Origin of the sequence: Vibrio sp. YT-17 (assembly GCF_033337375.1) — a bacterium.
Lineage (GTDB): Bacteria > Pseudomonadota > Gammaproteobacteria > Enterobacterales > Vibrionaceae > Vibrio > Vibrio alginolyticus.
Map to the genome: position 1 here is coordinate 93,650 of NZ_JAWOQP010000017.1, position 22,829 is coordinate 116,478.

At 45.6% G+C, this 22,829-nt stretch carries 20 protein-coding genes and 3 tRNA genes; 3 read left to right on the forward strand and 20 right to left on the reverse strand.

Features of this window, described 5'->3' with window-relative positions; genetic code table 11:
- Positions 1-232 precede the first annotated feature (232 nt).
- On the forward strand, positions 233-1,483 hold the full coding sequence (glyA, locus tag R7F67_RS16670; RefSeq protein ID WP_005381985.1) for a serine hydroxymethyltransferase: 1,251 nt from the start codon (positions 233-235) through the stop codon (positions 1,481-1,483).
- Between the two features lie 461 nt (positions 1,484-1,944).
- Here the strand turns inward: glyA and lipA are convergent, their stop codons facing one another.
- The 12 genes from lipA to leuS all read right to left on the reverse strand — a co-directional run bounded on the left by lipA (position 1,945) and on the right by leuS (position 14,478).
- The gene (gene lipA / locus R7F67_RS16675) at positions 1,945-2,910 is read right to left on the reverse strand and encodes a lipoyl synthase (protein WP_005391329.1); all 966 of its coding nucleotides are present in this window, start codon (positions 2,908-2,910) and stop codon (positions 1,945-1,947) included.
- The gene (gene lipB / locus R7F67_RS16680) at positions 2,907-3,569 is read right to left on the reverse strand and encodes a lipoyl(octanoyl) transferase LipB (protein WP_170897217.1); all 663 of its coding nucleotides are present in this window, start codon (positions 3,567-3,569) and stop codon (positions 2,907-2,909) included. Before lipB ends, lipA begins: the two co-directional genes overlap by 4 nt.
- Before the next feature lie 176 nt (positions 3,570-3,745).
- Entirely contained in the window at positions 3,746-4,024 is a 279-nt protein-coding gene (gene ybeD, locus R7F67_RS16685; protein ID WP_005384135.1) for a DUF493 family protein YbeD, read from the reverse strand.
- A 139-nt stretch (positions 4,025-4,163) separates the two neighbouring features.
- Complete coding sequence (locus tag R7F67_RS16690; RefSeq protein ID WP_318057276.1) at positions 4,164-5,342, reverse strand: serine hydrolase; 1,179 nt, start codon at positions 5,340-5,342, stop codon at positions 4,164-4,166.
- A 91-nt stretch (positions 5,343-5,433) separates the two neighbouring features.
- Entirely contained in the window at positions 5,434-6,237 is an 804-nt protein-coding gene (locus R7F67_RS16695; protein ID WP_017635670.1) for a septal ring lytic transglycosylase RlpA family protein, read from the reverse strand.
- A 2-nt stretch (positions 6,238-6,239) separates the two neighbouring features.
- Positions 6,240-7,361, reverse strand: a complete 1,122-nt coding sequence (gene rodA, locus R7F67_RS16700; RefSeq protein ID WP_005384128.1) for a rod shape-determining protein RodA — start codon at positions 7,359-7,361, stop codon at positions 6,240-6,242.
- Positions 7,361-9,277, reverse strand: a complete 1,917-nt coding sequence (gene mrdA / locus R7F67_RS16705; protein ID WP_005384126.1) for a penicillin-binding protein 2 — start codon at positions 9,275-9,277, stop codon at positions 7,361-7,363. Before mrdA ends, rodA begins: the two co-directional genes overlap by 1 nt.
- A gap of 29 nt (positions 9,278-9,306) precedes the next feature.
- Complete coding sequence (rlmH, locus tag R7F67_RS16710; RefSeq protein WP_017821762.1) at positions 9,307-9,777, reverse strand: 23S rRNA (pseudouridine(1915)-N(3))-methyltransferase RlmH; 471 nt, start codon at positions 9,775-9,777, stop codon at positions 9,307-9,309.
- A gap of 4 nt (positions 9,778-9,781) precedes the next feature.
- On the reverse strand, positions 9,782-10,099 hold the full coding sequence (rsfS, locus tag R7F67_RS16715; protein WP_005373015.1) for a ribosome silencing factor: 318 nt from the start codon (positions 10,097-10,099) through the stop codon (positions 9,782-9,784).
- Positions 10,100-10,187: 88 nt separating this feature from the next.
- Positions 10,188-11,207, reverse strand: a complete 1,020-nt coding sequence (gene holA / locus R7F67_RS16720; protein WP_258475886.1) for a DNA polymerase III subunit delta — start codon at positions 11,205-11,207, stop codon at positions 10,188-10,190.
- Positions 11,208-11,212: 5 nt separating this feature from the next.
- Positions 11,213-11,752: an LPS assembly lipoprotein LptE gene (gene lptE / locus R7F67_RS16725; RefSeq protein WP_005373019.1), complete on the reverse strand. Its 540-nt coding sequence runs from the start codon at positions 11,750-11,752 to the stop codon at positions 11,213-11,215.
- Between the two features lie 152 nt (positions 11,753-11,904).
- On the reverse strand, positions 11,905-14,478 hold the full coding sequence (gene leuS, locus R7F67_RS16730; RefSeq protein ID WP_005384121.1) for a leucine--tRNA ligase: 2,574 nt from the start codon (positions 14,476-14,478) through the stop codon (positions 11,905-11,907).
- A 153-nt stretch (positions 14,479-14,631) separates the two neighbouring features.
- Between leuS and R7F67_RS16735 the strand changes: the two genes are divergently transcribed.
- Complete coding sequence (locus tag R7F67_RS16735; RefSeq protein ID WP_005373024.1) at positions 14,632-15,102, forward strand: zinc ribbon-containing protein; 471 nt, start codon at positions 14,632-14,634, stop codon at positions 15,100-15,102.
- Positions 15,103-15,186: 84 nt separating this feature from the next.
- On the opposite strand, the gene lnt is transcribed toward R7F67_RS16735, so the two are convergent.
- The 5 genes from lnt to miaB all read right to left on the reverse strand — a co-directional run bounded on the left by lnt (position 15,187) and on the right by miaB (position 20,805).
- Positions 15,187-16,704, reverse strand: coding sequence for an apolipoprotein N-acyltransferase (lnt, locus tag R7F67_RS16740; protein ID WP_005384119.1), 1,518 nt, complete (start codon positions 16,702-16,704; stop codon positions 15,187-15,189).
- A gap of 33 nt (positions 16,705-16,737) precedes the next feature.
- Entirely contained in the window at positions 16,738-17,637 is a 900-nt protein-coding gene (gene corC / locus R7F67_RS16745) for a CNNM family magnesium/cobalt transport protein CorC (protein WP_005384118.1), read from the reverse strand.
- Positions 17,638-17,742: 105 nt separating this feature from the next.
- Positions 17,743-18,207, reverse strand: coding sequence for an rRNA maturation RNase YbeY (gene ybeY / locus R7F67_RS16750; protein WP_318057277.1), 465 nt, complete (start codon positions 18,205-18,207; stop codon positions 17,743-17,745).
- A gap of 2 nt (positions 18,208-18,209) precedes the next feature.
- A complete protein-coding gene (locus tag R7F67_RS16755) occupies positions 18,210-19,307 on the reverse strand; it encodes a PhoH family protein (RefSeq protein WP_053303002.1) in 1,098 nt (365 codons plus the stop codon).
- Positions 19,308-19,380: 73 nt separating this feature from the next.
- Positions 19,381-20,805, reverse strand: a complete 1,425-nt coding sequence (gene miaB, locus R7F67_RS16760) for a tRNA (N6-isopentenyl adenosine(37)-C2)-methylthiotransferase MiaB (RefSeq protein WP_005373038.1) — start codon at positions 20,803-20,805, stop codon at positions 19,381-19,383.
- 257 nt (positions 20,806-21,062) lie between these two features.
- Between miaB and R7F67_RS16765 the strand changes: the two genes are divergently transcribed.
- Positions 21,063-22,241, forward strand: coding sequence for a 2-octaprenyl-3-methyl-6-methoxy-1,4-benzoquinol hydroxylase (locus tag R7F67_RS16765; protein WP_318057278.1), 1,179 nt, complete (start codon positions 21,063-21,065; stop codon positions 22,239-22,241).
- 135 nt (positions 22,242-22,376) lie between these two features.
- Here R7F67_RS16765 and R7F67_RS16770 read toward each other — a convergent pair.
- From R7F67_RS16770 to R7F67_RS16780, 3 genes are all read right to left on the reverse strand, one after another.
- Positions 22,377-22,461 (reverse strand) — tRNA-Leu (locus tag R7F67_RS16770).
- 53 nt (positions 22,462-22,514) lie between these two features.
- A tRNA-Gln gene (locus R7F67_RS16775) sits at positions 22,515-22,589 on the reverse strand.
- A 50-nt stretch (positions 22,590-22,639) separates the two neighbouring features.
- A tRNA-Leu gene (locus tag R7F67_RS16780) sits at positions 22,640-22,724 on the reverse strand.
- Positions 22,725-22,829: the final 105 nt, after the last annotated feature.

Genomic DNA, 22,829 nt, shown 5'->3' on the forward strand with positions numbered 1-22,829 from the left:
GTAAAGCACAAATTTGACAGGCAATAGATTGTCGTTATGCGATTGCAATGCTGGCATGATAAACATTGCTTGTCATCATGAAAAAACTGCATGAGAAAAATTGTAAATTTCTCTTTATGACCTAAATCAAATTATGTAGAATGCGCGCCATTAGGGTGACGAAAACGTTTGCGTCGGGTCATTCAACAGTTTTTTTGCAACTTTCAGTACTAATCTGAGTCAGGAGATACAGATGCTTAAGCGTGATATGAACATCGCAGATTACGATGCGGAACTGTTCGCAGCTATCCAGGAAGAAACTCTTCGCCAGGAAGAACACATTGAACTTATCGCTTCTGAAAACTACACAAGCCCACGTGTAATGGAAGCGCAAGGTTCTCAGCTAACGAACAAATACGCTGAAGGCTACCCAGGTAAGCGTTACTACGGCGGTTGTGAGTACGTAGATAAAGCTGAAGCACTAGCAATTGAGCGTGCATGCCAACTATTTGGTTGTGAGTACGCTAACGTACAGCCTCACTCAGGTTCTCAAGCAAACAGCGCAGTTTACATGGCGCTTCTTAACCCTGGCGATACAGTTTTAGGCATGAGCCTAGCGCACGGTGGTCACCTAACTCACGGTTCACCAGTAAACTTCTCGGGTAAGCACTACAACGTTATCCCTTACGGTATCGATGAAGCTGGTCAAATCAACTACGACGAGATGGAACAGCTAGCACTTGAACACAAACCTAAGATGATCATCGGTGGTTTCTCTGCTTACTCGCAAATCGTTGATTGGAAACGCATGCGTGAAATTGCTGACAAAGCAGGTGCTTACTTATTTGTTGATATGGCGCACGTAGCTGGTCTTATCGCTGCCGGTGAATACCCAACACCAGTACCGCATGCTCACGTGGTAACAACAACGACGCACAAAACACTAGCAGGTCCTCGCGGTGGTCTTATCTTGTCAAATGCTGGCGAAGATATGTACAAGAAATTGAACTCAGCAGTGTTCCCTGGTGGTCAAGGTGGCCCTCTAATGCACGTTATCGCTGGTAAAGCAGTAGCGTTCAAAGAAGCGATGGAGCCAGAGTTCAAAGCTTATCAAGCTCGCGTAGTGAAAAACGCAAAAGCAATGGTTGGTCAGTTCCAAGAGCGTGGCTACAAAATCGTATCTAACGGTACAGAAAACCACTTGTTCCTTGTTGACCTAATCGACAAAGATATCACTGGTAAAGACGCAGACGCGGCACTAGGTGCTGCAAACATCACTGTAAACAAGAACTCAGTACCAAATGACCCACGCAGCCCATTCGTAACGTCTGGTATCCGTGTAGGTACGCCAGCGATCACTCGCCGTGGCTTCACTGAAGAAGATGCAAAAGAGCTAGCAAACTGGATGTGTGACGTTCTAGATAACATCGGCAACGAAGAAGTTATCGAAGCGACTAAACAGAAAGTGCTAGAAATTTGTAAGCGTCTACCGGTTTACGCCTAACTGTTCTTCATAGAATGAGTCGATTTCGGTGTCGAACATACTCATTTGCTCGCGTAAACTCCGTGTGTTCTCCTAGAACTCGACTCGTCTATTTTGAACATTGATATACTAAAGGTCCTCAATTGAGGGCCTTTTTTGTTTGTCTGGCGTTTGGAATGAGATATAGCGAGAGTGTGTGATAAGGGGGTGGCTACCAACACTGTCCCTTTTCAATATATCCAAACCACGTCATTCCGACGAGCCTAGGCGAGATCAGGAATCTTGTTGAGGCACACTCTTTTACTCAGAGTTTCCCTAAAAATCATCAGTATTCTGAAAACAGATTCTGAATCACGCTCGTTCCTCGCTGTTCAGAATGACGGTGGTAGAATGGCTTTTTATCATCATTTGCCAGATGCAAAAAAGGTTGGCACTGAGCCAACCTTTCTTTTCAAAACAAGCTTTTCAAAACAAGCGAGAGCTTATTTAATCTCGATACCTTGAGCCTGCATATCGGCATGGTAAGAAGAGCGAACAAATGGACCACACGCTGCATGCGTGAAGCCAAGTTCTAGTGCAACTTCTTTTAGCTCGTCAAACTCTGATGGTGGAACGTAACGTTCTACTGGCAAGTGGTGACGGCTTGGCGCTAGGTACTGGCCTAGAGTCAGCATCGTTACGCCGTGTGCGCGTAGATCTTTCAGTACTTCGATGATTTCTTCTTTGGTTTCACCAAGGCCCATCATCAAACCAGACTTGGTCGGTACATCGGGATGCTGCTCTTTGAACTTCTTAAGGAGCTCAAGTGACCATTTGTAGTTCGCACCTGGGCGAGCTTTACGGTAAAGACGTGGCGCGGTTTCTAAGTTGTGGTTGAAGACATCTGGCGGATTGTCTTTCATTAGATCAAGCGCTACATCCATGCGACCACGGAAGTCAGGAACCAGTGTTTCAATCTTAATATGCGGGTTTAACGCACGGATCTCGCGGTTACAATCGGCAAAGTGTTGTGCACCGCCGTCACGCAGATCGTCACGGTCGACAGAAGTGATTACTACGTATTTCAGCTTCATATCGGCAATGGTTTTCGCCAGTTTTTGAGGTTCTTCTGCTTCCGGTGGTAATGGGCGGCCATGAGCAACGTCACAGAAAGGACAACGACGAGTACAAATAGCACCTAAGATCATGAAGGTTGCTGTACCGTGGTTAAAACATTCCGCTAGGTTCGGGCAAGATGCTTCTTCACATACGGAGTGAAGTTTATTCTTACGCATCGCCGCTTTGATGTCTTGAATTCGTTGGCTGTCGGCTGGTAGCTTGATCTTCATCCAATCAGGCTTACGTAGCACTTCTTTCTGCTCTGTAGGCATGTTCTTTACGGGAATCAATGCCATTTTATCGGCGTCACGATATTTAACGCCTTTTTCCATCTGGATTGGTTTGCTCATGCTTTATTACCTTGAGAAGGTGCTTCTGTGCTGAATTCTACTTGCTCATAATTGAGCAAAGTAACGAGTTCTTCTATTAATTGTTTTTCTACGGCTTCTACATTGTCTGGGCCGCCAAATTGGCTGACCTGAACCATTTCCATACCTTCATAACCACAAGGGTTAATACGCAGAAACGGTGTTAAATCCATATTTACGTTCAAGGCTAAGCCATGAAACGAGCATCCTTTACGAATGCGTAAACCGAGAGAGCATATTTTCTTACCGGCAACGTAGACACCTGGTGCGTCAGGTCGCGCGGCTGAGTCAATATTGTATGCTTTTAGCGTATTGATCACGAGGTTCTCGATTGTGGTAACGAGATCTCGTACACCTAATTTTTTACGGCGTAGGTTGATCAAGAAGTAGGCGACCAACTGACCAGGGCCATGATACGTAACCTGGCCTCCGCGATCACTTTGTACAACAGGAATATCGCCAGTGTTAATCAAGTGCTCAGCTTTACCTGCCTGTCCTTGCGTAAATACTGGGTTATGTTCTACCAACCAGACTTCATCACGGGTTTCTTCTGTGCGTTGGTCGGTGAACTCATGCATCGCCTTCCATACAGGCTCATAGTCTTGGCGGCCAAGTCGTTTTACAACAAGTTGGTGTTGCATGGGAATTCCTGTTGCTAATATATAAAGTTTTTGGATTATAAACCGGATAACCCTGATGCTCTACCGCTGCGTAACAGATTTTTAACTGAAAGCGATGTAAAGCCTCGTTATCTCTTTGATAAATAAAAAGAAAGCAGCCAAGGCTGCTTTCAAAAAAAATTTAATATATCAAAAAATTATAGAACCATGCGTACGATGTCAATTTCACCTAACTCTTTGTACAGTGTCTCAACCTGCTCGATAGAGGTTGCAGTAATGTTGATTGACACAGAGTGGTAGTTGCCCTTAGCACTTGGTTTAACGGTAGGGCTGTAGTCACCTGGAGCATGGCGCTGAATAACTTCAAGAACAAGCTCTGGAAGTTCAGGCTTTGCATGACCCATTACCTTGTAAGTAAATGAACAAGGGAACTCAAGCAGGTCTTTTAATTTTGCATCAGAGTTGATGGTTAGCATATCGATAACTCCAGTAGATATTCGTTGCGGTGCGAAATAGTACAGTCAAATTAGGGGGAACTCAAGACGAGGAGCTCAAACTTAAAAAGCCGCCCATTCAGGCGGCTTTGCGAATAAGTTTGCTACTCTAACGTTCTTTTTAGAAGAAGCTCTTGAATAACAATACGATGTAATCCCACATGCGGCTAAATAGACTACCTTGCTCTACGGTTTCTAGTGCCATTAGTGGGTACTCGGCAATATCTTCACCATCGATCTGATAGTATAGCTTACCAACTACATCACCTTTATTAATTGGGGCTTCTAGCTCTTTTTCAAGGACGAAGCTTGCTTTTAGGTTTTTCGCTTCACCACGCGGTAGTGTTACGTAAGTATCTTGGTCAAGACCCAGTGCTACGGTGTCTTTGTTACCCATCCACACTTTTTCTTCTACGAACGTTTCACCTGCTTTGTGCGGTGCCACTGTTTCGAAGAAACGGAAGCCGTAGCTTAGCAGCTTTTTGCTTTCTGACTTACGAGCATTGGCATCTTTAGTACCCATAACGACCGCAACCAAGCGCATTTGACCTTCAGTTGCTGAACTTACTAGGCTGTAACCCGCATTACTTGTGTGACCCGTTTTGATGCCGTCAACGTTCATGCTCTTATCCCAAAGTAGACCGTTACGGTTGTATTGGGTGATGCCGTTGTAAGTAAATTTCCTCTCTGAGTACACTCGGTACTCATTTGGTACGTCACGGATAAGTGCTTTACCTAGCAGTGCCATGTCGTATGGTGTTGAGTACAATTCTGCGTTATCTAAGCCATGAACGTTGGCAAAGTGCGAGTTAGTCATACCCAATGTGTTGGCCCAAGCGTTCATTAGGTCAACAAATGCATCTTCTGAACCTGCAATATGTTCTGCCATCGCAACACAGGCATCGTTACCTGACTGGACGATGATACCTCGGTTCAGGTCACGTACTTTAACTGTTGTGCCTACTTCAATGAACATCTTTGATGAATCAGGGAAGTTTTTCGCCCACGCATTTTTACTGATGGTGACATCATCATCTTCTGAGATATTACCACGCGCTAGCTCTTGGCCGATTACATAGCTGGTCATCATCTTAGTCAGACTAGCTGGAGACAATTTTGTGTTCATCTCTTTCTCTGCCAGTACTTTACCTGAATGGTAATCCATCAGCACGTAGCCCTTCGCCGCGATTTGAGGGGCATCTGGAACAACGATAGGTGATGCAAGAGCAGATTGAGCGAAAGTTGCAGAAAGGGCAACCGAAGAAACGAGAATAGATTTCACAAACTTATTTTTATTCATGGTAATTCAAATTTTTGGGTTAACTGCAGACATCTTATCAGAATCCCTAGTTATGTAAGAGGGGGATCAAAGAGAAATTCATGACACGAGGTCATTTGGCAGTGTTGTGTTTTTTAATAAATGCAGACGAATAGCCGAGCAACTTTACTTTATCTAGTGTGGCTTGCGTCAGGGAATAGTCAGTAAATGGCCCTAACAACAAGCGATAAGACTCTTTCGCACTCTCTAGGAAAGTTTCTGTATCCAATTTTTGACCAAGCTCGGTACCTAAAGTTCGCGCGCGCTCTTCATTTTTTGATGATGCCACTTGAATAACGTACCTAGGGTGCGCTTCTAATGACTTTTTGTCCGTGGGCTGATTGATACTGATCACTTCAATTTCCACGTTCGCGGTGCCTGTTTTTATGACATCTAACTTGTGCGCGGCGGCATAGCTTAAATCAATGATACGGCCATCGTGAAAAGGACCTCGGTCATTAACTCGTACTATGGTGGTTTTGCCGTTGTCAGTATTGGTAACTTTTACGTAACTTGGTAACGGTAGCGTTTTATGCGCTGCCGTCATTGAGTACATGTCATAGATTTCGCCATTAGAAGTCAAATGACCTTGGAATTTTTTCCCATACCAAGATGCGCGGCCTTTTTCTTTAAAGCCTTTCGCATTGCGAACTATTTTGTAGTCTTTGCCACGCAAGTGGTAATCTTTGTTCCCACCTAGGCTGTACGGTTCATATTTAGGATGCGCATCCTCGATGTGTTCGACTGAAAGCGGTGTATCCGGTGCAACATCGGATTCGAGTTCGTAACGGCCTTCTTGTTCTTTTTGGCTAGTTGATGAACAGCCTGCCAAAATAAGAGCAGAGAAAACCAAGGAATATAAAGCGCGTTTTTGCATGTCTAGGTCGCCTTAGAGAATGCTTTTCGGTGCGTATGAATCGACATTAGAATACCAAAACCAGCCATCAAGGTTACCATTGATGTGCCGCCATAACTGATGAGTGGCAACGGTACACCTACTACAGGTAGGATGCCACTTACCATGCCAATATTTACAAAAATATACACGAAGAAGCTGAGTACAATACTGCCTGCCATCATTCGTCCAAATGCGGTTTGCGCTTGGCTGGCGAGATATAAACCTCGTCCAATAATAAATAGATAGATGGCTAAAAGGCAAAGGAAGCCAATCATACCCCATTCTTCAGCAATTACTGCAAAGATAAAGTCAGTGTGTCGTTCAGGAAGAAATTCTAGTTGTGACTGCGTACCTTGCAACCAACCTTTGCCGGAAATACCGCCGGAGCCAATCGCAATTTTACTCTGAATAATGTGGTAGCCCGCTCCTAGCGGATCAGACTCCGGGTTAAATAGAGTACGAACTCTCACTTTTTGATACTCTCGCATCAAGAAAAACCACAGAATTGGAATGAAACCACCTAATGCAATCGCAGCACCAGCAATTATTTTCCAGCTAATGCCTGCGAGGAAGATAACAAAAATACCGGAAGCCGCGATCAGGATTGAGGTACCTAAGTCAGGCTGTTTTGCAATGAGAATGGTTGGTAAGCAGACCATAATCAGTGCAACAATGAGTGTTCTTAGCGTTGGTGGGAGGGGCTGTCTACCAACATAGCGAGCCACCATTAATGGCACCGCGAGCTTCAATAGCTCTGACGGTTGAAAGCGCACAAAACCGAGGTTAAGCCAACGCTGCGCGCCTTTCGATGCTTCACCGAAAAACAGCACGCCGAAAAGCAGTATAACGCCACCAACGAACATCAAAGGTGCCAAGCTTTCGTAAGTTCGTGGAGAAAGCTGTGCAAGGACGAGCATCACAACGAGTGAAAGCACCATTCGCATGGCTTGGCGATCCATCATCAGTAAACTTTGGCCACTGGCGCTGTACATGATCACCAGGCCAAACCCCATCAGGGCCAGTATGCCAAGTAGGAGTGGTAAGTCGATATGGAAGCGTTCAAACAGGGCGCGATTTTTACCTGTAGAGGGATCCATCTTCATTACTGTTTTACCTCTTTCTTCGCATTGTTTTCAGGCTCAATTTCTTCTGGACCAAGAACGACTCGGTCAAAAATTTTCCTTACTACTGGGGCACCGTTACTAGAACCACCACCGGCATTTTCTAGTACTACAGTGACGACCACTTTAGGATCATCAAATGGTGCAAAGCCAGTAAATAACGCATGGTCACGTAAGTGCTCGGCGATCTCATCGGCGTTGTACTCTTCGTTTTCACCCAGACCGAAGACCTGTGCAGTACCTGATTTACCCGCTGTTTCATAATTCATTTTGTAGAATGAGCGACGAGCTGTTCCGCGCGTGCCATGGTTTACCCGACGCATGCCTTCTTTCGCCATATCCCAGTACTTTTTAGGCACATTCTTGATTGGTGGGTAAGTCACGTATTCTGTCGTTTGCTGCTCTTCGAAGTCGTTACCATTTTCTATCGTCGCTTTGAGCAAGTGAGGTGCGATCACTTCTCCCTCGTTTACTAATACGGAGGTTGCTTTGGCGATTTGCATTGGTGTTGCTGTCCAATATCCTTGGCCGATACCTACAGGGATCGTATCACCTTTATACCACGGGGTTTTATGGCGAGACATTTTCCAGTCACGAGTCGGCATGTTCGCCTTACTTTCTTCGTAGATATCAATGCCAGTGTAATCACCAAAACCGAACATCATCATCCAATTCGAAATACGGTCAATGCCCATGTCATAAGCGATTTGATAATAGAAGGTATCAACAGACTCTTCGATCGACTTAATGATATCGACGCGTCCGTGTCCCCAACGCAACCAGTCCCGGAACGGACGTGTGTTAGAGTTTGGTATGCGCCAATAACCAGGATCATTTCGTGTGGTGTTAGGTGTGACGACACCTTCTTGCAGCGCGGCTACCGCCATAAATGGTTTGATGGTAGAGGCCGGAGGGTAAATGCCAAGTGTAGTGCGGTTGACCAAAGGACGGTTTTTATCGTTCAAAAGGGCGCGATAATCTTTACCTGAGATTCCGTGCACGAACGAGTTAGGATCGTAGCTAGGGCTTGAAACCATAGCCAGTACGCCGTTGTCTCTAGGATCGATTACTACAGCACTGCCTCGGCGGCCGTCCAACAATTGGTGTACGTACAACTGCAAGTTGATATCAAGGTTTAAAACGATGTCTTTTCCGGGTACAGGTGGAACGTACTTTAAGGTACGAATTACTCGGCCGCGGCTGTTTACCTCGACTTCTTGATATCCGGCTGTACCGTGTAAGAGGTCTTCGTAGTATTTTTCAATACCCAGCTTACCAATGTCGCGAGTGGCTTGATAGTTTGCGTCTTTTTCTTCTCGGATCAGGCGTTGCATGTCGCGATCATTAATTCGAGAAACATACCCAATCACGTGGGTTAAGACTTCGCTGAAAGGGTAGTAGCGCTTTAAGGTCGCACTTATTTCCACACCTGGAAAGCGGTACTGATTGACGGAGAATACCGCTACTTGTTTTTCGTTCAGTTGGGTAAGCAGTGGGACCGATTTAAATCGACGAGTCCGTTTACGCTCGTGGTGGAAACGTTCAATCTGGTCTGGTGTAATTTCCAGAATAGTTTGTAATTCTTGGATGGTTGCATCAATGTCTTTAATTTTTTCTGGGGTCAGTTCTAAGTTAAAGACGGGACGGTTCTCTGCCAGTAAAACGCCATTTCGGTCATAAATTAGACCTCGGTTAGGCGCGATAGGCACCACTTTGATGCGGTTATCGTTCGAGCGGGTTTGATAGTCTTGAAACTGGTTCACCTGAATGTTGTACATGTTGGCAACCAGAGCTCCCATCAAGACAACAATGCCGATAAAAGCAACAATAGCGCGGCTGGCAAACAGACGCGCTTCGGCTTGATAATCTCGGATTTGACTGCGGCGTTTACGAATCATTAACGCTTGGCTCTAAAGTTAAACAACGATTATTCGCGATGATAAGGGTGGTTAGCGGTGATGCTCCACGCTCGGTACAAGCTTTCTGCCATTACGATACGCACTAGAGGGTGGGGTAGCGTTAAGGCAGACAATGACCAGCTTTGGTCTGCTGCAGCTTTGCATGCAGGAGCGAGTCCTTCAGGACCGCCGATTAATATTGATACATCACGGCCATCTAATTTCCAAGCTTCTAACTGCTCAGCGAGTTGAGGAGTGTCCCATTTTTTACCTGGGATATCTAACGTGACGATACGGTTGCCTTTTGGTACCGCAGCGAGCATCGCTTCCCCTTCTTTTTGCAGGATGCGAGCGATATCGGCATTCTTACCACGCTTGCCAGCAGAGATTTCAATCAACTCCAACGGCATATCATGCGGGAAACGGCGACGATATTCTTGAAAGCCTTCCTCAACCCATTTTGGCATTTTTGTGCCAACAGCAATTAGTTGAATTTTCAAAAGATTAACCCCAGAGTTTTTCTAGCTGGTAGAGTTCGCGGTGCTCTTCTTGCATCACGTGAAGCATGGCGTCGCCCATATCAAGGACTACCCATTCACCTTCGTTTTCACCTTCCATTCCTAGTGGCTCAAGACCGGCTTTTTTCACCTCTGTTGCAACATGGTCAGCGATGGATGAAACGTGGCGTTTGGATGTACCAGTACAGATGATCATGTAATCTGTCACGCTTGATTTATCTTCCACATTTAGGACGATAATGTCTTCCGCTTTCATGTCGTCGGCTTTATCAGCTAAAAAGTCTTTCAGTTCTTCGCGAAGCACTCGGTTTTCCTCGGTTTGTCTCTTATCTCTACAGTGTTTTACATTCTTGCTTGCAAAACAGGTCGCGCACTATATCACGCTTTGATTTTTAAATTGCCAGCTTAATATCAGGAGAGCAGGTTTCTAAGCTCAACTGATGAATAGTTGGCCATACAGACTCGTCATACTGAGTTTTGGCTTTTATCTCGGCTTGAGCCAACAAGGAGAGCAATGCACAAATACGACTCGCTGATAAGCGGGCCAGTGCTGCGTTATAGAGTGGACGCTTGTTTTGCCAAACTCGATATTTCTCAAATACCTGGTTCATTCCCATTTGAGTTAAGTCTTGATGCATATTTAAAAGTTGGCTCAACTCTTTTTGTACACTTCGAATCAAGATCACGGTCTCAACCCCTTCCGCCTCAAGTTGGCGAAGAATACGTTGTGCACGGTTTGCTTTACCTGCCAGTAAGGCGTCGATCCAGTTAAAGGTAGTGAAGTGGTTATGGCGACTTAGGGCTTCCTCTAAACGTATGATGGTCAGCTCACCATCCGGGTAGAGTAGGGCCAATTTCTCTAAGCTTTGTGTCAATGCAAATAGGTTACCTTCATGCCATTGAGCCAATATTTGCAGTGATTGTTGATCGGGTTTTAGGCCCAACGTGCGGCAACGTGCCTGAATGAACATAGGTAAGCGTTGTAGATCTGGCGACAAACAGCTTACCCAGTCGCCTTTTGAGCTTAATGCTTTGAACCATTTCGCATTTTCTTGGGCTTTGGTCAGTTTGCTACCAACAATGACGAGCATGATGTCATCATGCAGCATATCACACAGTGTTTGCAGCTCTTTGCTGACGGCGGTTGTCACGCCACTCTCTGGAATTTCAAGCTCGATCAATTGACGGTTTGAGAACAGGCTCATCGCTTGGAAGCAATCGTAAACTTGATTCCAGTCGATGCTTGCGTCTACCGCAAAACGGTGTTTTTCCTCAAAACCTTGTTGAAACGCTGCCTTTTGGATTGCTTGGCGGCTCTCTTGAATCAGTAACGGCTCATTACCAAAGATTAGGTAAACCTGTTTAACGTGTTTAGTTAAATGATCCGTTAATTTATCGGCATAAATTCGCATAGTGATTAAGAGTTTGTGTTCGCTGGCTCAGAGATTTGTCCTGCTTCATATTCGGCACGAATACGGCCCAACTGGCGCATCATCTGTTTTGCAGCTTGCAAGCGCATCTCGTCTTCAATTACGTCACGTTCAACAGATTTTGCAAGTGCCGTCAACGGGTTGTCTAGGTAGTTGCGGTTTACTGTTGTCGTAAAGTTTTTAGAGCCATAGCCAGGAATCGTCACACGGTATTTTACTACGTATGTCAGCTCTTTTTCTGCTGCACGGCTATTTTGATACAGAGACAGTGTACGCTCATCGATAGTCGCTTCCGTCAAATGAAGGTTGGGTACCGTCGATGATGGTTGAACAAGTTCAACTTTGTTCAGTTCGAGTTGAGAGCGAACATAGCGAGTTAATTCACTGTATTCATCGTAGCTGGAGAAAGACATAGTGTGCAGCTCTTCCGGTACGGAATACTCGCCGCGAAGGTGAAAACCACAGGCAGAAAGAAGCCCCGCTAATACCAATACCACTGGTAGTTTAATCAAAGAGAAAAAGCGCATTGATTGTATTCATCCTAAATTGAAGGGGTTATTTACCTTAAACCACTCATGTGAATGGTTTGAGGTAAATAAACAGGGTAGAAAACTACCCTGTTTAATGACTCTTGGTTAACAAATAAGTTCGCTAAACAGAGACAAATTGACAGCTGCGATTAGTTTGCAACAATGTTCAGCAGTTTACCTGGAACGTAAATAACTTTACGAATAGTCAGGCCATCAGTGAACTTAACCACGTTTTCGTCGTTTAGACCAAGCTGTTCGATATCGTCTTTAGAGATATCCGCTGGGACTGTTAGCTTCGCACGTAGCTTACCGTTAACTTGAACAACGATAGTTTTTTCGTCTTCAACTAGCGCTTTTTCGTCAAACGTCGGCCATGCCGCGTTATCAATGTCTGTTTCACCTAGTGCTGCCCATAGCTCGTATGAGATATGCGGAGTGATAGGGTAAAGCATGACAACAATAGCTTTCAGTGCTTCGTCAAGGATTGCACGATCTTGCGCAGATTCTTGAGGCGCTTTCGCTAGTTTGTTCATCAGCTCCATGATCGCTGCGATCGCGGTGTTGAATGTTTGACGACGAGCGATATCGTCCGTCACTTTCGCGATAGTTTTGTGAACGTCGCGGCGAAGTGCTTTTTGATCACCAGAAAGCGCTGAGGTATCTACTGCTTCTGCTGCGCCTTTCGCTGTGTGCTCTTTCACTAGTTTCCAAACACGTTTTAGGAAGCGGTTCGCACCTTCTACGCCAGACTCTTGCCATTCAAGTGTCATGTCCGCTGGAGACGCGAACATCATGAATAGACGTACTGTGTCAGCGCCGTACTTATCTACCATTTCTTGAGGGTCGATACCGTTGTTCTTAGACTTAGACATCTTGATCATGCCTGAGTGCGTTACATCGCGACCTTCAGTGTCTTTAGCAGAAGTAATGCGGCCTTTACCATCACGTTCAACGGCTACGTCTGTTGGAGCTACCCACTCTTTGCCGCCTTTCTCGTTCTCGAAGTAGAACGCATCAGCCAGTACCATGCCTTGACACAGTAGTTGCTTGAACGGTTCGTCAGAAGTTACGTAACCCGCATCGCGCAGTAGTTTGTGGAAGAAGCGTGAGTACAGTAGGTGCATACAAGCATGCTCGATACCACCGATGTACTGGTCTACTGGTAGCCAATAGTTTGCTTTTTCTGGGTCTAGGATGTCGTCCGCTTGTGGTGAACAGTAACGCGCGTAGTACCAAGAAGATTCCATGAACGTATCGAACGTATCTGTCTCACGTAGAGCAGGTTCGCCGTTAAAGGTTGTCTTCGCCCACTCTTTGTCTGCTTTGATTGGGCTCGTTACGCCGTCCATTACTACGTCTTCTGGAAGAATCACTGGTAGTTGGTCAGCAGGTACTGGGTGAACTTCACCGTCTTCAGTGGTTACCATTGGGATTGGCGCACCCCAATAACGTTGACGAGATACACCCCAGTCGCGTAGACGGAAGTTTACAGTCTTAGTGCCTTTGCCCTCTGCTTCTAGCTTCGCTGCGATTGCGTCGAATGCCGCTTGGAATTCTAGGCCATCGAATTCACCTGAATCGAACAGTACACCTTTCTCAGTGTATGCTGCTTCAGAGATGTCTAGCTCGCTGCCATCAGCAGGCTTGATAACTGGCACGATGTCTAGACCGTACTTCGTTGCGAACTCGTAGTCACGTTGGTCGTGCGCAGGTACAGCCATTACCGCGCCTGTACCGTAGTCCATCAGAACGAAGTTTGCTACGTATACTGGTACTTCGCGGCCGTTCAATGGATGAATAGCAGTAAGGCCAGTTGCCATACCTTTCTTCTCCATTGTCGCTAGCTCAGCTTCTGCAACCTTGTTGTTCTTACATTCGTCGATAAACGCTGCAAGCTCTGGATTGTTCTCTGCTGCAAGAGCTGCAAGAGGGTGGCCGGCTGCGATACCCACGTAAGTCACACCCATTAGCGTATCTGGACGTGTTGTGTAAACTTCTAGGTCTTGTTGACCCTTAACTTCAAACTTCAGTTCAACACCTTCAGAACGACCAATCCAGTTGCGCTGCATGGTTTTCACCATTTCAGGCCAGCCTTCAAGCTTGTCTAAGTCGTCTAGTAGCTCTTGAGCGTACTCAGTGATTTTGATGAACCATTGAGGGATTTCTTTTTGCTCTACAGGCGTATCACAACGCCAGCAACAACCATCTTCAACCTGCTCGTTTGCAAGAACAGTTTGGTCGTTAGGACACCAGTTAACAGAAGAAGTCTTTTTGTAAACTAAACCTTTCTCGTAAAGTTTAGTGAAGAACTCTTGTTCCCAGCGGTAGTACTCCGGTGTACATGTTGCGAATTCACGGTTCCAATCGTAACCAAAGCCTAGAAGCTTAAGTTGGTTCTTCATGTATTCGATGTTTTCGTAAGTCCAAGGTGCTGGCGCAGTTTTGTTTTTTACTGCTGCGTTTTCTGCAGGTAGACCGAATGCGTCCCAACCGATTGGTTGCATGACGTTTTTGCCTTGTAGGCGTTGGAAACGAGATACTACATCACCGATAGTGTAGTTGCGCACGTGACCCATGTGCAGTCGACCACTTGGGTATGGGAACATGGACAGACAGTAGAATTTTTCTTTATTTGGGTCTTCACTTACAACAAAGGTTTTGTTGTCATCCCAGTGCTTTTGAACTTTTTGTTCAATATCTTGTGGGTTGTATTGTTCTTGCATCGATGGTATCCGTTATCTTGGAATTTGTGAGTTCGGTTAGAACAGACTTAAATAGATCGTCATAGAATACCTAAAGCTAGGGATCACAACAATAGCCAATCTGTACCCATGCGCCCTTAAGTGACGCAGGTAGGAGAAAGATGGAGGTCAGTTATGCCTAAACGTAAAACAGGTTATGAGGAAATGCTCGAGGATGTGATTGAAACCTTGAAGCACAGTCCGGAAGAAGTTAACAAAGCGATTGAGACGTCGGGCAAAGTGGTGGATGCTGCTAATGACTTGACCAAAGATGAATTGGCTTTAATCAAAGCGTACCTTAAAGCAGACTTAAAAGAGTTTTCAGAGAGTTACGAGGATAGCAAAAGCGGTCCGTTTTACTTAACGATTGCGGATTCGATATGGCAAGGGCTGTTAGAGATTACAGACCGAACTAAAGTTGAGTGGGTTGAGTTGTTCGATGACTTAGAGCATCAAGGGCTATATGAAGCAGGAGAGGTGATAGGCTTAGGCACTTTAGTTTGTGATGAGTGTGGTCACAAGACAACGTATAACCACCCAACAGTAATCATTCCGTGTATTAAGTGTGGTCACAAAGGCTTTACTCGTCAGTCATTAAAGCCATAAATGGCGAGTAACGACTGTATAATGCAATGAATAAAAAAGAGGCTTAGTCGCCTCTTTTTTGTCTTTTCTACTTTCAAGCTGTTATCAGCTCTGTTTTCTTCTTAAACCGAAAGCCAGCGCTAAACTTAACCCTACCCAAATATACAATGGCCAAGTACCAACGATTCGATATGGCGTTTTCCCATCGGTTGGGGTGAGCTCTGCGCGCAGTACTGCAGTTTCAAACTGCGGAACTTGCTCAACGATTTTACCCTTGTGATCGGTTACCGCTGTTAATCCATTGTTAGTCGAGCGGATGAGCGGTTTGCCCAACTCTAAGGCACGCATACGGGCGATCTCCATATGCTGAAGAGGGCCGATAGAGTGACCAAACCATGCATCGTTTGAAAGCGTTAGAATGAAGTCTGTTTCGTCAGTCACATTTTGACGCACTTGCTCATTAAAGATGATCTCATAGCAAAGCGCTGGTGCCATGTGCATGCCATTCGCAACGATGTTTGGCTGCACAAAAGCCCCACGGCTAAACGATGACATCGGTAGGTTAAAGAATGGCGCTAATGGGCGCAAAATATCTTCAAATGGTACAAACTCACCAAACGGTAGTAGGTGATGCTTATGGTAACGTTCGCTTAAATCGAAGCTGTAGTCACCGTATGGTGTGATGCCGAGGGACAGAATACTGTTGTAGAACTGTCGATCTTCAGCTTGATTGACGACACCGGTGATGATTGCGCTGTTATTCATTTTTGCAGCGCTGTCGATATTGCTCAAAAATGAAGGCACTTCAATTTCAAAAGCGGGAATTGCTGCTTCTGGCCAAACGATAATGTCAGCGTCCCAGTTTTCACGAGTTAAGTCAGCGTATTTCATGATGGTTGGCCAGCGTTGACTTGGTAGCCACTTTAGGTTCTGGTCTACGTTACCTTGAATCAGCGCGAGCTTAGTCGTGTCTTCTGGTCGGGGTGTTACCCAATCGTAGTTGCGAATCCCAAAGCCAGTACTGAGTAGTACCGCAGGGATAATCACCATCAGCCACTGCTTATGAATCCATGCATAGGCTAACGCCCCTGCGCTGATAAGGATAAATAGAGTAAGCAGTTCTACGCCGCCAATTGGTGCAAAGCTTGCGAGTGGAGCATCTATCTGGCTATAGCCTAGCCATAACCAAGGGAAGCCGGTCATCACCCAACCACGCAACCAATCACTGATCAGCCATAAAGCAGGTGCAGCGAGAAGTGCTTTTGTGAGCGTAAATTGAGGAAACAGTTTGTTGTTGAGCCAAGCAAATAAGCCTGAATAAACAGCCAAGTAGGCAACAAGTAAGCCCATTAAAAATAAATTGGCAATGAGCGGCATACCGCCAAAACCGGAGATACTGACGTAAACCCAGCTAACGCCAGTTGCAAATTGACCTAACCCCCAAGCATAACCAATCCATAGTGCGCGTTTCGGAGTTTGGTTAGCAAGAAGAATCAGTAGAATTGCAGGGCTAAGAATGGCAATAGGCCACAGCTGGTAAGGAGCGAAAGCGAGTGTAGTAGAGGCGCCAACAAAAGCGGCCACTAAGGGCCGCTTAAGGCGATGAAAGAGTTCATTCATCATTGTAATTTTCTGAGATTCCCAATGGGTATCGCGTTACTCTTGAGTGGCTTCAACCAGGGTTTCTTCGTCTGGGATCGTCACTTGGAGTTGAATGACACGACGGTTATCGGCAGCGGTGACTTTGAAGTTGTAGCCTTCAATTTCAACCAGTTCACCACGAGAAGGTAAGTGACCAAAGGCAGTCATGACCATACCACCAACGGTATCAACTTCCTCATCGCTGAAGTTGGTTCCGAATGTCTCATTAAACTCTTCGATGGTTGTCAGCGCTCTGACAGCAAACGTATGCTTGCTCAGCTTACGAATGTCCGTCTCTTCACTTTCATCGAATTCATCTTCAATATCCCCGACGATTTCCTCAAGGATATCTTCAATGGTCACAAGACCAGAAACACCACCGAATTCATCGACAACAATGGCCATATGATAACGTTCTTCACGGAATTCTTTCAGCAGTCGATCAACGCGTTTACTTTCCGGTACTACAACCGCTGGTCGAATGACTTCTTCGATATCAAATGGATTGCTGCCTGAGCCTAAGTATTTAAGTAAGTCCTTCGCTAGAAGTATGCCTTCCACATGGTCTTTATCTTCGCTGATCACAGGGTAGCGAGAGTGTTGAGCATCGGTAATCAAAGCAACCAAGGTATCAAGGTCGTGAGTACGCTCAACTGTAACCATTTGCGAACGCGGGATCATAATGTCACGCACACGCATTTCGGAGATTTCCATAACACCTTCAAGCATATCGCGAGTGTCATGGTCAATCAGGTCGTTAACTTCAGAGTCGCGGATAACATCCACAAGCTCTTGGCGATCTTTTGGTTCGCCCTGAAATAGTTGACCTAGACGTTCAAAGAAGGACTTTCTACTCGGACCTTCTGCCTTTTCTTTCTTATCTTCGTTAGAAGAGGGAGAATTATCTTCGTTCATTGTTTCTCAATTAAGTAACGCTATCAGAAGTGTGATAGCACACATAGAGAGGCGAACACGAGAGTCATTTAGGTGGTTCGCCTTTCCCTGTCGAGTGGCCAATAGCTACTCTTTTTCAGCAATGTAAGGATCTTCATAACCCATACCTTGCATGATTTCGGTTTCGAGGGACTCCATATCTTCGGCTTCGTCATCCTCTATATGATCATAACCTAGCAGATGCAAGCTGCCATGTACAACCATATGCGCCCAATGTGCTAGCAGAGGCTTGCTCTGTTCAACCGCCTCTTTTTCAACAACTTGGCGGCAAATAATCAAATCACCAAGTAAATCTATTTCCATACCAGGAGGTGCTTCAAATGGAAACGACAACACATTAGTTGGTTTATCTTTGCCGCGATACTCATGGTTGAGCGTATGACTTTCTTGTTCATCAACAATACGAATGGTGACTTCGGCTTGTGGCTGGAAGAGAGGTATTGTCTTATCTAGCCACAATTGGAAATCTTGCTGCGAAGGCAGACCTTCTTCATTTTCGACTGCCAGTTGCAGATCAAGTTCAATCGCCATGGTTATTCCTTAGTTGAAGCAACTTGTGCATTCAGTTCGGCTTTTGCTGCTTCTAGTAACTTCGCATCGCGTTCTTCACGACGGCGTTTCTCGAACTCTTTACGCTCTTTCTGGTCTTGTGCTTCCCACTTCTCGTACGCGTTAACGATACGAGCAACCACAGGGTGACGTACAACGTCGTCGGCCAAGAAGAAGTTAAAGCTGATGTCGTCAACTTCGCTTAGTACTTCAATAGCATGACGAAGACCCGATTTCGCACCACGAGGTAAGTCAATCTGCGTGACATCACCAGTGATAACCGCGCGAGAGTTAAAACCAATACGCGTTAGGAACATCTTCATCTGCTCAACAGTGGTGTTCTGACTCTCATCAAGAATGATGAAGGCGTCGTTTAGAGTACGACCACGCATGTAAGCAAGAGGGGCGACCTCAATCACGTTACGTTCAATCAGCTTCTCTACGCGCTCAAAGCCCAGCATTTCAAATAGGGCGTCGTATAGCGGACGTAGGTATGGGTCGACTTTCTGGCTTAAATCACCAGGTAGGAAGCCCAATTTCTCACCAGCTTCAACCGCTGGACGAGTAAGTAGAATACGGCGGATCTCTTGGCGCTCTAGTGCGTCAACAGCTGCTGCTACAGCAAGGTAGGTTTTACCTGTACCAGCCGGGCCAATACCAAAAGAAATATCATGCGTGACCATGTTAACCAAGTACTGCGCTTGGTTTGGCGTACGTGGTTTGATCACACCTTTCTTGGTTTTGACGAAGACTTCTTTACCATGCTCGATATTAGACTCAGTATTCTGCTCAAGAACACCAGACTCTTTGATCGCTAGATGGATTTGCTCAGGCTCAATATCTGGGATCTCACCTCGTAAAGGTGCGGTATCAACATATAGAGTTTTCAGGATATCCAGCGCAGCTGATGCGGTATGAGGTTTACCGACAATCGTAAAGTGGTCACTACGGTGGTTAATTTCAACGCCTAGACGACGTTCTAAATGCTTGATGTTGTCATCGAATGGACCGCACAGGCTAGCTAGTCGGCGGTTGTCTGAAGGTTCTAGGTTAATTTCTAGAGTTACGATTTTATTGCTCAATGTTGCCTCTCATTTTTTGCCACTTAGTGAGAGCCTGATAACGACCAGGCTCTCTATGGCTATTTATACGAGCTTACGGCGTAAAAGTAGCTACACCCAGCTCATCTTCGCGACGTGTTTTCGCCATCATCTGCGTTGGGGAAATCACACTACGAAGATCCATGTCTTTTTCAGTACGTACTAGCTCACCACGCAGTGAGTTTGCAAATACGTCTACGATCTTCACATCAACGAACTGACCAATTAGGTCTGCACTACCTTCAAAGTTTACTACACGGTTGTTTTCTGTACGAGCGCGTAGTTCCATTAGGTTTTTCTTCGAAGGACCTTCAACTAGAACACGTTGTTCTGTGCCAAGCATTAAGCGAGAGTAACGCATCGCTTGAGCATTGATAGTTTGCTGTAGTTCGTAAAGGCGCTCTTTCTTCACTTGTTCTGACACATCACAAGGGTAATCCGCTGCTGGCGTACCTGGACGTGGAGAGAAAATAAAGCTGAAGCTCATGTCAAAGTCTACATCTTTGATTAGCTTCATGGTGTCTTGGAAGTCTTTGTCTGTCTCACCAGGGAAACCAACAATAAAGTCTGAACTGATTTGAATATCAGGACGAGCTTTACGCAGTTTACGGATGATCGATTTGTATTCGATAGCGGTGTGAGGGCGTTTCATCATCGTTAGGATACGGTCACTACCACTTTGCACAGGTAAGTGCAGGAAGCTCACAAGTTCTGGCGTATCTTCGTATACTGCGATGATGTCGTCTGTGAATTCTAACGGGTGGCTCGTCGTGAAACGAATACGGTCGATACCATCGATAGACGCAACCAAACGAAGCAGTTCTGCAAATGAACAGATCTCACCATCGTGCATAGGACCACGGTACGCGTTTACGTTTTGACCCAGAAGGTTTACTTCACGTACGCCTTGTTCAGCAAGTTGGGCGATTTCGAATAGTACGTCATCCATTGGACGGCTTACTTCTTCACCACGAGTGTACGGTACGACACAGTAAGTACAGTACTTAGAGCAGCCTTCCATAATAGAAACGAATGCTGTCGCACCTTCAGCGCGAGGTTCAGGTAGGCGGTCGAATTTTTCGATCTCTGGGAACGAAATGTCCATAACTGGTGCATCATCGGACTGAGATTGTTTGATCATCTCAGGTAGGCGGTGCAAAGTTTGTGGGCCAAAAATAACGTCAACGTATGGTGCACGTTCACGAATATGGTCACCTTCTTGCGTTGCTACACAACCACCTACACCGATAACTACGCCAGGTTTCTTATCTTTTAGTGTTTTCCAGCGGCCTAGCTGGTGGAAAACTTTCTCTTGCGCTTTTTCACGGATCGAACAGGTGTTAAGTAGAAGTACGTCTGCTTCCTCTGGCTCTTCCGTCAGCTCGTAGCCGTTTGCAGCATTAAGCAGGTCGGCCATTTTTGATGAATCGTATTCGTTCATCTGGCAGCCCCAGGTTTTAATTAGCAGTTTCTTACTCATCTCACTTTCGCTCGTTCAGTTGTACTTAAATCGGAGAGCTATTGCTCAAATTATAGCCGCCATCACGGCGGTAAGCGGCGTATTGTACTGCTTTAAAAAGCACCTGACTAGTGATCTAGCTAATTCTCTGCAAAGCCTGATGAAATCTAGTTTTTCGCCCTATGCTGAACAAGGTTTTTTGTTAAACAATTTTGTAAAAGTAGCCATGGAAAGTACAATAAAAAACGCCAATTAATCAGCACGATGAAGAGTGAAAAATGAACAAGTATGACATCGCCGTGATCGGTGGCGGTATGGTTGGGGCAGCCGTCGCTGTTGGATTTGCCAAGCAGGGCAGAAGCGTTGTCTTGGTCGAAGGTACAAAACCTAAAGTTTTTGATGCCTCTCAGGCGATGGATATTCGTGTATCTGCAATCTCGCACCAGTCGGTGGAGTTACTTGATTCACTCGGAGCATGGTCAGAGATCAAGAGCATGCGAGTTTGTCCTTATCGGCGCTTAGAAACTTGGGAGCACCCAGAGTGCCGTACTCGTTTTCACTCTGATGAATTGTCATTGGATCAGCTAGGTTACATCGTTGAAAACCGCCTAATCCAATTAGGTCTTTGGCAAGTCTTCTCTCAGTATGAAAATCTAACCGTGATGTGTCCTGAGCGATTAAAAGCCATTGAGTTTGCAGATGTAAATCTTGTGACACTAGAAAGTGGGGCGCAGTTTGAAGCTAACTGGGTGATTGGTGCTGATGGTGCAAACTCTAAAGTTCGTCAATTGGCTGGAATTGGTGTAACTGCGTGGGATTACCGACAACACTGCATGTTGATTAATGTGAAAACAGAATTGCCTCAGCAAGATATTACTTGGCAACAATTTACACCTTCAGGCCCACGTTCATTTTTACCTCTGTGCTCTTTGAGTAACGACGATGGTCAAGTAGAAGGCCAAGGTTCTTTGGTTTGGTATGACTCGCCTAAACGTATTAAACAACTGTGTGCGATGAGTAAACCTCAACTAAGAGAAGAAATTTTACGTCATTTCCCTGCTGAATTAGGCGATATTGAAGTTTTACAGTTTGGCTCATTCCCACTCTCTCGTCGTCATGCGCAAAGCTACTCAAGCAAAAATTGCGTGTTAGTGGGTGACTCTGCCCATACGATCAACCCGCTTGCAGGGCAAGGGGTAAACTTAGGCTTCAAAGATGTAGACGTTCTCCTTTCGGTAACAGAACAACAAGAAAAGCTGGAAGATACCTTACTCGCGAAATACGAACGCGCACGTCGACCTGACAACTTACTCATGCAGACGGGCATGGACTTTTTCTATAAAGGTTTTAGCAACGATCTTGGGCCATTGAAGTTCGTACGTAATGCTGCATTGAAGCTTGCTGAAAACTCAGGGCCAATTAAGGCTCAAGTACTGAAATACGCGTTAGGTATGTAGTAAGCTACTCAAATCACAGATAGAAAAAAAGCGAGCCATGAGCTCGCTTTTTTAATTCGGCAAATCTAATGATTTCCCGAGTCCAGAACCAAAAAAAGAAAAAACCCAGCAAAGTCATGCTGGGTTTTCCGATAATGGTGCGGAAGGAGAGACTTGAACTCTCACACCTTGCGGCGCCAGAACCTAAATCTGGTGCGTCTACCAATTCCGCCACTTCCGCAACTTATTCTGTAGATATCAAGATAATTGGTAAAATCTCAATATCATTGTATATGGCAGGGCTACCTGGATTCGAACCAGGGAATGGCGGCATCAAAAGCCGCTGCCTTACCGCTTGGCGATAGCCCTACAGCGTAAATAGTCAAAGACTACTTAACCTCTCTTATCGAGAGAAAGAATGGTGCGGAAGGAGAGACTTGAACTCTCACACCTTACGGCGCCAGAACCTAAATCTGGTGCGTCTACCAATTCCGCCACTTCCGCGTATTCTCATAGTGTAGATTAATTTAAGATGGTGCGGAAGGAGAGACTTGAACTCTCACACCTTGCGGCGCCAGAACCTAAATCTGGTGCGTCTACCAATTCCGC